Origin of the sequence: Pseudomonas californiensis (assembly GCF_021147775.1) — a bacterium.
GTDB classification, from domain to species: domain Bacteria; phylum Pseudomonadota; class Gammaproteobacteria; order Pseudomonadales; family Pseudomonadaceae; genus Aquipseudomonas; species Aquipseudomonas californiensis.
Genome location: NZ_JAGTPK010000009.1, coordinates 163,507 through 178,384 on the forward strand (window position 1 = coordinate 163,507; position 14,878 = coordinate 178,384).

Here is a 14,878-nt window from a genome sequence, read left to right on the forward strand (position 1 = left end):
GCCGTGAAAGCAGAGCTATCGCGACGTTTCATGACGCAGATTGTTCAAAGACTGTTGCTGGAGAAACAGCAACGCGATCAGTGCGCCGCGCCTCCCAGGTAGTAGTTTTGAATGTCTTCACGCCCGGCAAGCTCGCTTGCCAGCCCCGAATCGACCACCCGCCCGTTCTCCAGCACATAGCCGAAATGCGCGTAATCCAGCGCGAGGTTGATGTTTTGCTCGGCCACCAGCAGGCTCAACCCTTCGTCACGGTTGAGCCGGGCCAGTATGTCGAAAATCTCCTCCACCACCTGCGGCGCCAGTCCCATGGACGGCTCGTCGAGCAATAGCAGCCGGGGCGCAGACATCAGTGCCCGACCTATGGCGACCATCTGCTGTTCACCGCCCGAGGTGTAGCCAGTGAGACGTTTGCGCAACAGGCGCAGCCTGGGGAAGTAGCCATAGACCTTCTCCAGCCTGGCCTTGAGTTCGGCCCGCGACGGCCTGGACACAAACGCGCCCACCAGCAGGTTCTGCTCCACGCTCAGGTGCGTGAAGCAATGGCGTCCTTCCAGCACCTGCGCCAACCCTGACCGGACCAGTGCCGAAGGGTCGGTGCGGGTGATCGAGTCGCCCAGGTAATGAATCTGACCGCTGACCACCTCTCCCCGCTCGGCGCGCACCAGGTTGGAAATCGCCTTGAGCGTGGTGCTTTTGCCCGCGCCATTGGCGCCCAGCAGCGCGACCATCTGACCTTGCCGAACCTGCAGAGTGATCCCGCGCAAGGCCAGTATGGACTGCTCGTAAAACACCTCGACCTGCTCCATTGAGAGGATCGTTCGGGCAGATACGCTTGGGGACGGGATCGAACTCATGGGCTTATTGCTCCTTGCTGCAATCGCGAGGGGTAATGCCTTTTTCCTTGGCGTATTGCGCGGCAGAAGCTTCGATGATGGGCCGCAGCAATGCACGGTCAGCCTGCACCCAGTCACTGATCAGGTTCCAGCGCTGGCCATCCCACTGCTGGAAACGCACCGCGCCACCGCCCTCATGGTCGGCACACGACAGTTTCAACGGTTGGACCAGCCCTTTGGCACCCAGCGCCTGCAAGCGGGCGTCGTCCAGGTTCAAATGCTCGAAGCCCCAGCGGACCTGCTCGCCGGTCAGCGGTTTTTCACCGAATCTGGCCTGCGCCAGACGCAACGCTTCAACGTTGAGGATGCCGTTCACTACGCCGAGGTTGTAATAAACAGTACCGAAACGCTTGGCGTCGGCCAGGTTGCCCTGCCCCTTGTCGATCACGGCGTCCTTGATGCCTTGCAGCACCGGAAAGTCAGTGCCGGATGGGTGGGTGGTAATGGAAATGAAACCCTTGGCGGCGGCACCGGCCGGGATCACGTCTTCTTCAGAGTTGCTCCAGATATTGCCGATGATGTGATCCACCGGGAAACCGACCTTCTGCGCCGACTTCAACGCCACCGGATTCATCACACCCCAGCCGCGCAGGATGACCCAGTCCGGCTTCAACCGGCGGATGTTGAGCCACTGTGATTGCTGCTCGTTGCCGGGGTGCGGCACTTCCAGGGTGGTCAACTCAAAGCCGTAATTCTTCGCCAGGGTTTCCAGCACCCCGTTGGTTTCCTTGCCATAAGGCGAGCCGTGATACAGCACCGCGATCTTCTTGCCCTTGAGCGATGCTGCGCCGCCTTCGCGCTGACCGATGTAATTGACGATGGCAGAGACTTCGGAATACGGGTTGAGCTGCAGCGGGAATACGTAGGGGAAGACGCTGCCATCCGTTGAATCCGTACGCCCGTGGTTGATGGTGATCAGCGGCAGCTTGTCGGCGGTGGAGCGCTCAAGCGTCGCGTAGGCGATACCCACCGAAAGCGGGTTGGTCGCTGCGGCTGGCGCACCATTCAAGCCACCTTTGAGGCGTTCGTAGCACTCGACGCCCTTCTCGACCACATACTCGGTTTCGCACTCCGACCACGTCAGCTTGACGCCGTTGACTCCGCCCTTGGCGTTCACGTATTGCAGATAGTCGATGAAACCACCGAAAAAGCCGGTGCCGCCTGCGGCATAAGGGCCGACCCGATAGCTCTGCAACGGGAAATACTGCTCGTTGGCAGCCTGAGCCGTCGCAGCCAGACCAGAGCCCAGCAGGGCCAGACCGAGCGCCAGGCGCAGCAGGGATTTTCGGTGTTTCATGAGTGTATTCCTTGGAGTTGTGCGTACGGATGGTTTTGGTTTTAGAGATTCAGGTTGAAACGGTCGCTCAGTAACGCAGCGGCCAGACGCGGGCACGCTGGCGAAAGCGCTGCCAGAGGCGCGCCAGGCCTTCGGGTTCCTTGATCAGAAAAGCGATGATCAACGCGCCGAACAGCATCTTCTGAATGTTTTCCAGCTGCCCGGAATCGATCAGGCCAGCCGGCAGCAGTGCGCTGAGATTGCCCAGCAGAATGGGGAACAGCACGATGAACGCTGCGCCGAGGAAATTGCCGGTCACGCTGCCCAGACCACCGATAATGATGATGAAGAGCACCTGAAAGGATCGGTTCAGGTCGAAGCCATGCGGCTCGACCGTTCCCAGATAGGCGAAGGCCCAGAGCGAGCCGGCAATGCCCAGGTAAAAACCGCTGATGGCGAACGCCAGCAGCTTGGCCTTGAACGGCCGAATGCCGATCACGGCGGCCGCTGTGTCCATGTCGCGCACCGCCATCCAGTTGCGGCCCAGCTCACTGCGCACCAGATTGCTGGCCAGCCAGAACAGCGTGACCACCAGCCCCAGCGTCAGCAGGTAGCGGCCCTGCGGCGAACTGAAATTGAGCCCTGCAATGATCAGCGGCGGCGAGGTGATGACCCCGGAGGCGTTGTCGTTGGTGAACCAGCTGAAGCGGGTCAGGACCCATTCGACGACGAACTGCGCGGCCAGGGTCGACACCAGCAGGTAAAAGCCCTTGATACGCAGGCTGGGCAGCCCGAACAGCAGGGCCACCAGCGCCGCGACTACACCGCCCAGCGCGAAGCCAAGCAACAGCGGCATGCCGGGCACCCGCAATTGCAGGTTGTAGGCAGCAAACGCGCCCACGGCCATGAATGCCGCCGAGCCCAGTGACAGTTGCCCGGTATAACCGGTCAGCAGGTTCAAACCCAGACCGGCCAGCGACAGCACCAGAAACGGGATCAGAATCGCGCTGAACCAGTAATCGTTACCCAGCAGCGGTACGCCAACGAATGCGAATACCAGCAAGGCGAGCAGCGCGATGCGGTCCTGACGCAAACGAAAGGTGCGGCGTTCGGTAGCGTAAGAACTCGCCAGTTGTCCGGCTTCTTGATAAAGCATGGCAATGATCCTTGTTGAAAGTCAGACACGCTCTATCGCCCGCTCGCCAAACAGGCCAGCAGGACGAACCAGCAGAAACAACAGGGCCAGCACATACGGCACCCAGTTTTCGATACCGCTGCCGATGATCGGCCCGAGGTAGATTTCGGCGAGTTTTTCAGTGGCGCCGATGATCAGGCCGCCGACAATCGCACCACCGATGGAGGAAAACCCGCCAATGATCAGCACCGGCAAGGCCTTTAGCACGATCAGTGACAGCGAAAACTGCACACCCAGCCGAGCGCCCCACAGCAGGCCTGCGACCAGCCCGACAAAGCCGGCCACTGCCCACACCACTGCCCAGATACGTGGCAGGCGGATGCCAACCGCCAGCGACGCCAGCGGATCATCGGCCACTGCGCGCAGCGACAGGCCGATGCGGGTACGGTTGAACAACAGCGACAGTGCGATCACCAGCAGCGCTGCGGTACCGGCAGCAAACAGATCGAATTGCGAAAGCAGCATGCCGCGGATTTCCAGCGGCTCGTCCGGTATGCCCAGATCCAGGCCGTGAACCTGCGCGCCCCACAAAGCCTGGGCCAGCCCCTCGATCACGTACGACAGGCCGAGGGTGGCCATGAACAGGGTAATCGGTGGTCGATTGACCAAAGGCCGCAGCACGACCTTTTCGATCAACAGCGCCAGCACCACCATGCTTGCCAGTGTCGCCAGGAATGCCCAGCCAAACGGCAGGCCCCGCTCCAGCAGGCTGACAAAGGTCAGCGCGGCAAACAACACCATCGCGCCCTGAGCAAAATTGAACACCCCGGACGCCTTGTAAATCAGTACAAAACCAATCGCCACCAGCGAATACATCACCCCGGCCAGCAACCCGCCAATCAGCACCTCAAAGAAGAATTCCATGCTCAAACGCCTCCGACGCGGGACGAACGGCGCGTGCCCAGATACGCCGCAATCACCTCGGGATTAGCCCGGACCTGCTCCGGCGTGCCGTCGCCGATCTTGCGCCCGTAGTCCAGCACCACCACGTGATCACAGAGGCCCATGACCACGCCAATGTCATGTTCGATCAACACCACAGTGGTGCCCAGCTCTCGGTTGATGTCGCGAATGAACTGGCTCATTTCCTGTTTTTCTTCGGCGTTCATGCCCGCCATCGGCTCGTCCAGCAATAACAGACGCGGCTCGGCCGCCAATGCACGCGCCAGTTCGACGCGTTTTTGCAGGCCATAGGAAAGCTTGCCCACCTGCGCATGACGCCATGGATGAATGCGCAAAAACCGAATGACCCGCTCGGCGTGCAGCCGTTGCTCGTCATCTTCGGCAGGCGCCCGGCCGATTCTCAGCATCTGCTCCAGCCAGCTACTGCGGCGCTCGAGGTTGCGGCCGGTCAGTACGTTGTCCAGCACACTCATGCCTTTGAACAAGGCGATGTTTTGAAACGTGCGGGCAATGCCGCCTTCGGCCGCCTGATGCGGGCGCATGCGACGTCGGGTCTGGCCGGCGTAACTGATGGAGCCGCTTTGCGCGTGGTAAACACCATTGATGACGTTGAGCAGCGAACTCTTGCCGGCGCCATTGGGCCCGATCAGCGCGCAGATCTCTCCAGCCGCTACGGAGAAACTGATCGAAGTAACCGCTTTAACCCCCTTGAAAGACAAGGAAATATCATCCAGCGTCAGCAACGCAGCAGGCGCATTCATGAAGACGCACTCATCAGAAGAGATTCAGGGGTGTGAAGCAATGGCGAGGCCGCCAAAACGGGCGCCGACAACCCCAGCGCGCGCGGTCGAATACCCAGTGCGGCAAAAAAGGCCTCGCTTTGTGCGGTCAACGCGTCGCCTACCAGCAACGGTTTGCTCAAGCGAGTCATGCCGAGAACGTCCAGCAGCGGGCGACGGATCAGCCAGTGGCCCAGCCAGCGCTGCACCACACCTGGGGCTGGCGCCATTGCCCATTGATAGAGGCCGTGGCTGAACGTACCTGGCAATGGCAAGCGTTCGTGCGCCCACCGTTCGAGCCGGGCATAGGATTCGCGAGTGCCCAGCACCAGCGTCGGTCCCAGTTCCCGGCGGTCGTTGTCACGCGTACTCAAGGCCTCGGGGAAGTTCAGGCAAAAACCGGCAACCAGCCAGGGCGCCAACAGGTAGCGCGCCTGCCCGCTGGCGGCAAATACCCTGGCGGCCAGGGCCTGGTCGCGTTCGTTCAGGCCTTGCCGATCGACCAATTGCTGCGCACCCAACAGCAGATCCGCATGGCTGAGTTCCAACACCGTCTGATGCGCTGAGGCGACGTCGCCATGGGTAAAAAGAAAAGCAGGTGCCGGTGCGCCACCGACCTGCTCCAGCGGACCGATGGGCGCGTGTTGCAGCAACGCGTCATAGTCGATCAGGTTGTCTGCAGCACTGTCATCAAGCCCTCGCCTGTCGAGCACTACTACGTTGTTGACCGAAACAGCGCGCAGCTGCAGAACGGCACCCTGCCCTTCGGCGACCGCAAACGTCGGCGCCAGCGTGCTCAGCGCCTCGCGATTGTCTGTCGACGGGTCCAGCAGGCTGACGCTGCCACCCAACCAATGCGCTGCGAGGGTCAACAGCAGCGCCTCGGCTCTGGCGTCACTGAGGATAATGAGACTGTGTCCTGCGCCCATCCCCAGCTGCTGCAAGCCAGCGGCAAGGCGGCTGACCTCATGACTCAGCTCACCCCAACTGCAGGTTTGCCAGATACCGAGCTGCTTGTAGCGCAGGGCAATTCGGTCGCAACGGACCTGCGCTTGCTGCAACAACGCTTGAGGCAGTGAATCGGACATGTAGGGTTTCCATCGATAAAGGACCATGGAGCCTTAGCAGCCTCCGTGCCATCAATGAATAGTCTTTGAAATCATCAGGTTGCAAGACAAACCTGATTTTCGACACTGTTCGCTTTGCCCCTTGCCTGTTGAGACGCTGTTGCCAGGCCAACACACGGGCAGTTGTCAAAAAATAAAGTCCTTTAAAAACAGCGCGTTATATTCAGGCACAAAGTGTGCAAAGACCTGAGCGTACCTTTCAGTCGGCCAGTGTGCCGATATCACCGCGTTCAGGAGCACCGCATGACTCAAGTCAACGCCTCACAGCCACTCTCGCTGGGAACCGACTACGAAACCCTGGCCAATCGCTTCCGGCCGATCTTCCGTGAAATCAGCGCAGGCACTGTCGAACGTGAAAAGGCTCGTGCCCTGCCTTACGAACCGATTGCCTGGCTCAAGAACGCCGGGTTCGGTGCGGTTCGTGTACCCGTGGAATATGGCGGTGCCGGGGCCTCGGTCGGGCAGTTGTTTCAGCTGTTGATCGAGCTCGCAGAAGCCGACTCGAATATTCCGCAGGCATTGCGCGCGCACTTCGCCTTTGTCGAGGACCGCCTGAACGCGCCGGTCAGCGCCGAGCGTGACGCCTGGTTTTCACGCTTCGTGGCCGGGGATCTGGTTGGCAATGGCTGGACTGAAGTGGGCGCGGTGAAGATCGGCGACGTGATCACCAAGGTCAGCACCCAGGGCGATGGTTACTTGCTGAACGGCACCAAGTTCTACAGCACCGGCAGCATCTTCGCTGACTGGATCGATGTGTACGCCCAGCGTGCCGACAACGGCGCGGACGTGATTGCCGTGGTCAACGCCCGACACCCAGGCGTGCGTCACAGTGACGACTGGGATGGCTTCGGTCAGCGCACTACCGGCAGCGGCACCTCGGTCTATGACAACGTCCCGCTGCCTGCCAGCCACGTCATCCCGTTCGAGGAGCGCTTCAAGTACCAGACAGCGTTCTACCAACTGGTGCTGCTGGCCGTACTGGCCGGTATCGGCCGTGCAGTTGAACGCGACATCGCGCAAGAAATACGCGACCGCAAACGGATATTCAGCCATGGCAACGCTGGCAGCGTGAGTCAGGATTCGCAGGTGCAGCAAGTGGTCGGGCAGATCGCTGCGCAGGTCTACGCGGCCGAAGCCGCCACCTTGCGTTCGGCCGAGCCGTTGCAGCGCGCCTACGTGGCCCGCTTCGGTCATGACCCGCAACAGGAAAAGGACGCCAACATTGCTGCAGAAATCGAAACCGCCAAGGCACAGGTGATCGTGTCCGAACTGGTGTTGCGCTCCGCCACTGAACTCTTCAACGCGCTGGGCGCATCGGGTGTCAGCGTCAACAAGGCACTGGATCGCCATTGGCGCAATGCCCGCACCGCAGCGTCCCACAACCCGCTCATCTACAAGGCGCGGATTGTCGGCGACTGGCGCATCAACGGCACCGAGCCGCCGTATGTCTGGCAGATCGGCAGCGGCGCCACGAGCAACAAGGCCTGACGCCGGACGCTAACCGACGTTGCGAAGCAGGTGGCGACTGGCAAAGCTGAACGCCAGCACCAGAAAGATCAAGACTCCGGTCGCCACCTGTTGCCAATAGAAGTTCCAGCCAATCAGCAACAAGCCATTGGCGATGACGTTGATGAACAGCACCCCCAGTAGCGTCCCGGGAATATTCGGCCGGCCCTGACGGCTCAATGTCGTCCCCATGAACACCGCACCGATGGCGTTGATCAGGTAGGCATTGCCTGACATCGGCACATAAGCGTTGACCGTGGAACTGAGCAGGATACCCGCCACTGCGCAGGCCAGCGCGCTGCCAATAAACACCTGCACCGCCACGCGTCGGGTCGACAGGCCCGAGTAATACGCCAGTTGTGGCTGCGTACCGACGGCCAGAATCTCCCGACCCAGACAGCCACGCGACAGCACGAGCCCGTAGAGCCCAGCCAACAGCGCCACGCCATACAGCGGCAACGGAATGCCCAGCACAAGCACGCTACTGATCCCCGGCAATGAACCCTGGGCGATGTAAATAGGTTGCCCGCCGTCGGACAGTAACTGCTGCACGCTGGTGCCGATGAACAACGTGCCCAGCGTTGCCAGAAAGGGCGAAATGCGCAAGCCAGCAATCAACACAGCATTGAACGCCCCCGCAGCGCCACCTGCCAGCAAGGCCACGGCCATCGCAGCGCCCAGCCCATGACCGGCGTTGAGTGCGACCACGAACCCCAGGCTGGCGAAATCCAGCGCCGTGCCCACCGACAGATCAATGCCGCCCGCCGCAACCGCCCAGGTCATGCCGATGGCGACAATGGCCAGCAACACGAAGTTGTTCAACACCAGGCTCGACAGGTTGCCCCAACTCAGGAACCCCGGAGCGTTGAGGGCGAAGAACACCAGAATGACCAGCGTCAGCAGTGGTAAAACAGCCGGCAGCAGTCGCGGGAGTAATTTCTCGAGGCTGAATGGGGTTGTCAGTGCAAGCGTGCTCATTGGTCTGCCTCCTGTCGGCCCAGCGCGCCGGAAAACGCGACCACCAGCAGGATCAACACACCCTGCACACCGTTGACCCAGAAGTTGGAAATGTTCATCAGTTGGAATCCATTGATCAAAAAGCCCAACAACAGGGTCGCCAGTACAGTGCCCGGAATATTGGCGGTCAGACGTCGTGAAAACACCACACCGAGAAAGGCTATCGCCACAACGGACAACAACATGTCGCCGGAGCCCGTGGTGCTGCCGCTGAAAAATGCCGCGGAACAGAACGCAGCGACAGCCGCACAGCCTCCAGCGATCACGTAGCTGGAGAACACGTAGCGCTCAATGTTCAAACCGGCAGCCCGCGCTGCTTGCGGGTACTCGCCAATGGCGTAAAGGCGCAAGCCATACGCGCTGTGCTGAATAAGCAGCCACAGCAACGTCGCAACGCTTGCCAGCACCCACGCCAGTGCCGGGATGCCCATCCATACGCCGGACGCCAGCAGGTCCAGCACCGCCGAATCGGTGGCCAGCACCGTGTTTTCGGTGAGTACCAGCTCCAGCCCGGCAATCAGGTTCATGCTCGCAAGTGTCGCCAGCAATGGCGGTAGGCGCAGCACCACCACGGCGAGACCGTTGAACACGCCCACCAGCAGGCCGCATGCCAGGGTCAGCGCAATCGACTGCCACGCCTCGAAGCCGGCGTTGTTGAGGCTGCTGTATACCGCCGCGCACAGACCGAGATTGGCCGCCAGCGACAGGTCCAGCCCGCCACGCACCACGTTAGAACCGCCGCCGATGACCACGCAAGTCAGGCCCAACGCCAATATGCCCAGCGTGGCGGACTGGGCGAAGACGTTGCTGATATTGCCCACGCTCAGAAAACCGGGGGCACTGACCGCAAAGCCCAGCAGGATCATCAGAAACACCAACAACGAACCGCGCTGTGCCACGCGCAGCAGAAACGTTGAAGACACATCGGCAACCGGCGCGTTGGACGCTTCAAGCCCGGACATGTTCGCGCTCCTCGTATGAGGTGGACAAGGCGGAATCGCTTTCAACCGCCCCCGTCGCACACGCGAGCAACTGATCGCTGTCGGTGGCGCGGGCGTCGAATTCACCCGCAATAACACCGCGATGCAGCACCACGATGCGATGAGTGATACCGATCAATTCCGGCAAGTCCGATGACAACACCAGCACCGCCGCACCGCCTTCGGCCAGCCGGGCAATCAATCTGTAGATCTCCACCTTCGCACCGACATCCACGCCGACGCTGGGCTCATCCAGCAGGTAAAGCGACGAGTGCCGGCTGAGCCATTTGCCCAGCGCGACTTTTTGCTGATTGCCACCGCTGAGCAGTTGCACCGCAGCACCGGGGCCCGGTGCCTTGATCGCCAATTCTTCGATCAGGCGCTCGCTTTCCCGGGCCTGTGCCGCAACATCCAGCAAACCCCAACGGCTGAACCTGTCGAGGCTGGCGAGGGTGATGTTTTCCAGCACCGAAAGCGCCGGGGCCACGCCGTGACTGCGTCGTTCTTCGGGCACCAGTGCAATGCCATGACGGACCGCACCTCGCGGTGACGTCAACCGCAATAACTGGCCATTCAACAGCAACTCGCCACGATCCGGTTTGAGTAACCCGAACAGGCTCTTGAGTACTTCCTTGGCTCCGGAACCGACCAGCCCGGTCAGGCCGACCACTTCGCCGGCACGCACCTTCAGGTCGATGTCGTCGTAGACCCGCCCTGCCCCAAGTCCTTTCAGCTCAAGCACCGGCACACCTGGCACTGCCTGCGTACGCGGATACTGCTCGCCGACGTCCCGGTTGACCATCAACCGGGCAATCTGCGCGGTGCTGGTGACGGCGGGATCAACCACCGCCACGTCGCGACCATTGCGCAGCACGGTAACCTGATCGCAGAGCGATTCGATTTCCTGCAGGTAATGCGAGATGTACAGCACCGTCAGCCCGTCATCACGCAAGCGCCGCACGATGCTCAACAGCCGGTCCACTTCGCGCTTCACCAACGACACGCTGGGCTCGTCGAACACCAGCACCCTGGGCTTGGCGAGCAGCGCCCGAGTAATCTGCAACACCTGACGCTGGGCGCTGTCCAGGTCCCGAACCAACGCTCTTTCAGGCAAGCGCATCGCAAAGTAATCGTCCAGCAACCGCGCGGCCTCGCGCTCCTGGGCGCGGCGGTCGACGAACAGCCCGCGTTTGATCTCCTGCCCGAAGAACAACGCTTCGCCCACCGTGAAGCTGCCCGGCAACAGGCGCTCCTGATGGATGAAGTGCACACCTCTGGCTTCGACCTGACGCGGTGCAAGGCTTTCGAACGGCTGACCATGGATATGCAGGCTGCCCGCATCGGCACGATGAATACCGGCCAGCACCTTGATCAGCGTCGACTTGCCTGCACCGTTCTCACCCACCAGCCCGTGAATGGTCCCGGCCTCGACCCGCAGGTTGACGCCGTCCAGCGCCTGAGTCGCACCGAAGCGCTTGGAAACACCCACCAGCTGCAAGGCGGGAGGTGGCGACACTCTGGTATCCGCTGAAACCATGATCAGTCACCTCTGAGCTGCTGCACTTCAGGCAGGTTGTCGGCCGTGGTCAGTAGCGTCGGCACGTGGGTCTCCTTGGGCAGATCGCGCTGGCCTGCGAGGTAGCGGGCAACGTTCTGCACGGCGATCTTGCCGATCAACGCAGGCTGTTGCGCAACCACAGCGCCCACCGGTGAGTTATCACGGCGCATCAGCTCCAGTACTTCCGGGGTTCCATCCACGCCATAGGTCTTGATTTCGGTGCGTCCCGTATCGATCAGCGCCTTGCTCGCGCCCAGTTGCGGGATGTCCCAGGCCGACCAGATCGCCGAGACGCTGCCTTTCGGGTACTTGTTGAGCAGCGCCGAGACCTGCGAATAGGCATCCTGAACCGTGTTGGGGATCACATCGCGCAGCTCTGGCTCAATGATCTTCAGCTCGGGATGGTCTTTCAGCGCCAGCTTGAGCTGATCGTAACGAATCGCGCAGACCGGTACGCCGTAAAAACCGTTGAAGACCAGAATGTTGCCCTTGCCGCCAGCGTCCTTGATCAACTGCCCGGCCAGCGCCTTGCCGGTGGCCACGTTGTCGGACGTGGTGTTGTTGAGGCTGTACTGCGACGGCGCATCAATGGTGAACAGCGGAATCCCGGCTTTGCTGATGCGCTTGAGCCAAGGGTCGATAACACTCAGGGTGCCCAGAGTCTGAATCACTGCGTCGGGCTTTTGCGTTACCACGGTCTGCAATTGATTGACCAGGTTCTTGTCGTTACGACCGGCGTCCAGCGTGATCGGCGTGCCGCCCAGCCGCTTGACCTCATCGACCTGGGCCTGGAACGCCTTGATATCAAAGTAATGACTGGTCCCCGTCATGCTGATCGCGATGCGCTTGCCGGCCAGAGACGGTACGGTGCTGTCGTCCGCGTGGGCAGTCACGCTCAGCGCGGCAGCGAGCAGGCTCAGCGCCAAGCCACGCCACAGGGCGGGCAGACGGTTTGGTGTGTGGGTCGGGATAGCATCAGGCATTCGGGCAGCTCCGCTGGCTCAGGACAAGGGTCCTGACCGGCAGTGCACAGGTCGTGCCCGATGCGCAGCGGCGCATGTTCGGCCAGGGGCCAAACCCGCGCAGACGAGGCTTTCAGGACCGTTGCGAGCCTCTGGCAGACTCAAGTTCGTGAGGCAGTCTTGAGAGATTCGCAGAATGGGATGAGCACATTGCGGATTCGCTGTTGCCTGAACAACAGCAAACCTGTGACTGCTCCCAACCTTCGGGAGTGGGACGATGCCCTGCGCCTTAGCGCAGCTTGAACTGACGGAGCGTGTTGCTCAGGTCACTGGCCAACTCGGCCAGTGCCTGGCTCGCACTGCCGGTCTGGCCTGTGCGTTCCGCGGAATGCGCAGACAGATCACGGATGCGCACCAGGTTTCGGTCCACTTCACGGGCAACCTGCGCCTGTTGCTCCGACGCACTGGCAATCACGCTGTTGCGGTCGTCGATCACCGTTACCGAGTGGGCAATAGACGCCAATACTGCGTTGGCCGACTCGGCCTGCTGGCGGGTCAACTGTGCCTGCTCGTTGCTGACTTCAAGCGCGGCAAGCGTGCTTTTGGTGCCTTGCTGGATATGACCAATCATGGTTTCGATTTCGCGCGTCGACTCGCTGGTGCGATGCGCCAGCGCACGGACTTCATCGGCCACCACCGCAAACCCGCGCCCGGCGTCACCGGCCCTTGCAGCTTCGATGGCGGCATTGAGCGCCAACAGGTTGGTCTGCTCCGATACGGCCCGAATCACGTCCAGCACTTTGGTGATGTCGAGGGTACGGGTCGCCAGCGCCTGAGCTTCGACCGATGCGGTCCCCACGTTCTGGGTCAGCTCCAGGATGGATTTGACGGTCTGGTCCAGCTCCTTCTGGCCATGAAGCGCTGAAGCCGACGAAGCTTTGGACTCTTGCGACGTGGCCACTGCATTTCGCGCCACCTCGTCCACTGCCTGGCTCATCTCGGTGACCGCCGTGGCCGCCATCTCGATTTCACTGTTCTGCACCACCAGATCGGCGTTGCTGTCGACCATCAGCGCGCTCATTTCCTCGGTCGCCGAGGCCAGTTGATGAGCCGCGTCACCCACCTGAGCCAGCGTAACGCTGAGATTGCCGCGCATACGTTCCATGGACTGCAACAGCAACGCTGCCTCATCGACGCCTTCGCGGTCTACCCGCGTCGGGCGCAAGTCACCGGCAGCAATGGTTTCAGAGGCCAGCAGCGCCTGGCTGATGGGCCTGGCAAGACTGCGGGTCAGGCGCCAAGCCAGCGTTACCGTCATCAGCACACTGAGCAACATGACCCAGATCGTCACCACCAAGGCATTGTGGTACACCGATTCAGCCGTGGAGCTGGACGCCTCTTCAGAGTCGTCATTGAGCTTTTCAAGCGAATGCAGCAAGCCTTCCATCCCTTCGGCGATGGCCTTCATTTCGCCCCAGACGAGCTTGCGTCCCTCTTCTGCCTGGTTCTGGATTACAAACGTGTGTACTTGCTCGGCACGATCGATGTACGTCTGGTAGGTGGAGCCCAAACGACCGACCAGCGCCCGCTCATCGTCTTCGGTAATGACCGGGCTATAGGCTTGCATGGCTTTTTGAAAGTCGGCCTTCCTGTCAAGGAACTCTCCATACACCTGCTCGACCTGGGTTGCGTCGTGGGTGGTCAACATTTTCGCGACCGAGGTGCGAGTCTTCTCGAAAGCCAGCGCAATGTCGTCGCCCAGCGCAATCCCGGGCAGGGAATCATTCTCGATTTCGAGTGTTTGCTCACGGATGCTGCGCAGCTGCTCCAGGCTGAAAATGCCAAGCCCGACAACAAGAACCACCATCAGCGCAAAACAGACGGCCGTTCGAACGGCAATCTTCAGCTGTCTCAGCATACCCACACCTCTTCCCTGGAATGACGGCAATGATTTGCCTCATCAGTCCTATCGGCGGGATCTGCAAAAAAAGTAGATGACTGTTGTTCATCATATAAAAAGCCAGTCGCAGAGCGCTCGAAGGCGGCCCGCACGCGCTATCACGCAGTGAGGCCCACTTGAGTAATGCCTTGTGCTAGGTTTGCGGCGCTTCTTAACCCGGACTTGACCGGAGGCCCGAGCCAGAGCGCTCGCACCGGTCTGCATTACTGGAGATGCCATGAAACGTTATTGTGCTGCACTGCTTGCCCTGTCGCTGCCCGCCCTGGCGAATGCAGGCGATGCCTTGACCAGCTTTCCTGCGATAACCCAGGCCTTGAATACCGGCGAATCGGTGTCGGTCGTGATCGACCTTGGGCAGTGCAAATCGTCGATCGCCGGCGCCGAACCCTCCAGGACCCAAGGCGGCAAGCGCATCGATGCTTACCGCATCACACCCGATGGCACCCTGGCGTTTTCAGACACGCACTTCTCGCTGGACCGCGACAACAAGCCCATCGAGCAGTTTATTCGTTACCGGGTTCGTTCTGACAACACGGCCGATTTCAGCATGACGACCCTGAGCGTTCCGGGTTATCAACAAATCGGCAAAGCCGTGAGTTATGACTGCGCGGTTGGCAAGGGTTTGAGCTTTTTCGCCAGCTGACGAACCTGGCTGTTCAGGCGATCAAAAGGTTTATAACAGCAGATGATGCACGACGAGCCGGTCTGATCCGGCTCGTCGG

At 60.9% G+C, this 14,878-nt stretch carries 13 protein-coding genes and 1 pseudogene; 2 read left to right on the forward strand and 12 right to left on the reverse strand.

Going from position 1 to position 14,878, the window contains the following annotated elements; translation table 11 throughout:
* Positions 1–77 precede the first annotated feature (77 nt).
* The 6 genes from KDX37_RS11430 to KDX37_RS11455 form a co-directional block, all read right to left on the reverse strand.
* Positions 78–854: an ABC transporter ATP-binding protein gene (locus KDX37_RS11430; protein ID WP_231652808.1), complete on the reverse strand. Its 777-nt coding sequence runs from the start codon at positions 852–854 to the stop codon at positions 78–80.
* A gap of 4 nt (positions 855–858) precedes the next feature.
* Positions 859–2,190 (reverse strand): ABC transporter substrate-binding protein, encoded by a 1,332-nt coding sequence (locus KDX37_RS11435; RefSeq protein WP_231652809.1) that lies wholly within the window; start codon positions 2,188–2,190, stop codon positions 859–861.
* Positions 2,191–2,257: 67 nt separating this feature from the next.
* Positions 2,258–3,325: a branched-chain amino acid ABC transporter permease gene (locus tag KDX37_RS11440; RefSeq protein ID WP_231652810.1), complete on the reverse strand. Its 1,068-nt coding sequence runs from the start codon at positions 3,323–3,325 to the stop codon at positions 2,258–2,260.
* A 21-nt stretch (positions 3,326–3,346) separates the two neighbouring features.
* Positions 3,347–4,228 (reverse strand): branched-chain amino acid ABC transporter permease, encoded by an 882-nt coding sequence (locus tag KDX37_RS11445; RefSeq protein WP_231652811.1) that lies wholly within the window; start codon positions 4,226–4,228, stop codon positions 3,347–3,349.
* A gap of 2 nt (positions 4,229–4,230) precedes the next feature.
* Positions 4,231–5,028 carry an ABC transporter ATP-binding protein gene (locus KDX37_RS11450; protein WP_231652812.1) on the reverse strand — a complete coding sequence of 266 codons (798 nt, stop codon included), beginning with the start codon at positions 5,026–5,028 and terminating at the stop codon, positions 4,231–4,233.
* The gene (locus KDX37_RS11455) at positions 5,025–6,134 is read right to left on the reverse strand and encodes an AMP-binding protein (protein ID WP_231652813.1); all 1,110 of its coding nucleotides are present in this window, start codon (positions 6,132–6,134) and stop codon (positions 5,025–5,027) included. Before KDX37_RS11455 ends, KDX37_RS11450 begins: the two co-directional genes overlap by 4 nt.
* 282 nt (positions 6,135–6,416) lie before the next feature.
* On the opposite strand from KDX37_RS11455, the gene KDX37_RS11460 reads away from it, so the two are divergent.
* The gene (locus KDX37_RS11460) at positions 6,417–7,661 is read left to right on the forward strand and encodes an acyl-CoA dehydrogenase family protein (protein ID WP_231652814.1); all 1,245 of its coding nucleotides are present in this window, start codon (positions 6,417–6,419) and stop codon (positions 7,659–7,661) included.
* A gap of 9 nt (positions 7,662–7,670) precedes the next feature.
* On the opposite strand, the gene KDX37_RS11465 is transcribed toward KDX37_RS11460, so the two are convergent.
* From KDX37_RS11465 to KDX37_RS29720, 6 genes and pseudogenes are all read right to left on the reverse strand, one after another.
* The gene (locus tag KDX37_RS11465) at positions 7,671–8,657 is read right to left on the reverse strand and encodes an ABC transporter permease (protein ID WP_231652815.1); all 987 of its coding nucleotides are present in this window, start codon (positions 8,655–8,657) and stop codon (positions 7,671–7,673) included.
* A complete protein-coding gene (locus KDX37_RS11470) occupies positions 8,654–9,658 on the reverse strand; it encodes an ABC transporter permease (RefSeq protein WP_231652816.1) in 1,005 nt (334 codons plus the stop codon). The genes KDX37_RS11465 and KDX37_RS11470 overlap by 4 nt, the downstream gene beginning before the upstream one ends.
* Positions 9,645–11,213, reverse strand: a complete 1,569-nt coding sequence (locus KDX37_RS11475) for a sugar ABC transporter ATP-binding protein (protein WP_231652817.1) — start codon at positions 11,211–11,213, stop codon at positions 9,645–9,647. Before KDX37_RS11475 ends, KDX37_RS11470 begins: the two co-directional genes overlap by 14 nt.
* Positions 11,214–11,215: 2 nt before the next feature.
* On the reverse strand, positions 11,216–12,217 hold the full coding sequence (locus KDX37_RS11480; RefSeq protein WP_231652818.1) for a sugar ABC transporter substrate-binding protein: 1,002 nt from the start codon (positions 12,215–12,217) through the stop codon (positions 11,216–11,218).
* A 268-nt stretch (positions 12,218–12,485) separates the two neighbouring features.
* Positions 12,486–13,361, reverse strand: a complete 876-nt coding sequence (locus KDX37_RS29715; protein WP_406646023.1) for a methyl-accepting chemotaxis protein — start codon at positions 13,359–13,361, stop codon at positions 12,486–12,488.
* Positions 13,350–14,114, reverse strand: a pseudogene (locus tag KDX37_RS29720) (MCP four helix bundle domain-containing protein); the annotation flags it as partial. The gene KDX37_RS29715 and the pseudogene KDX37_RS29720, both read right to left, overlap by 12 nt.
* 259 nt (positions 14,115–14,373) lie before the next feature.
* Here KDX37_RS29720 and KDX37_RS11490 point away from each other — a divergent pair.
* Positions 14,374–14,799, forward strand: coding sequence for a VirK family protein (locus KDX37_RS11490; RefSeq protein ID WP_231652820.1), 426 nt, complete (start codon positions 14,374–14,376; stop codon positions 14,797–14,799).
* Positions 14,800–14,878 lie beyond the last annotated feature (79 nt).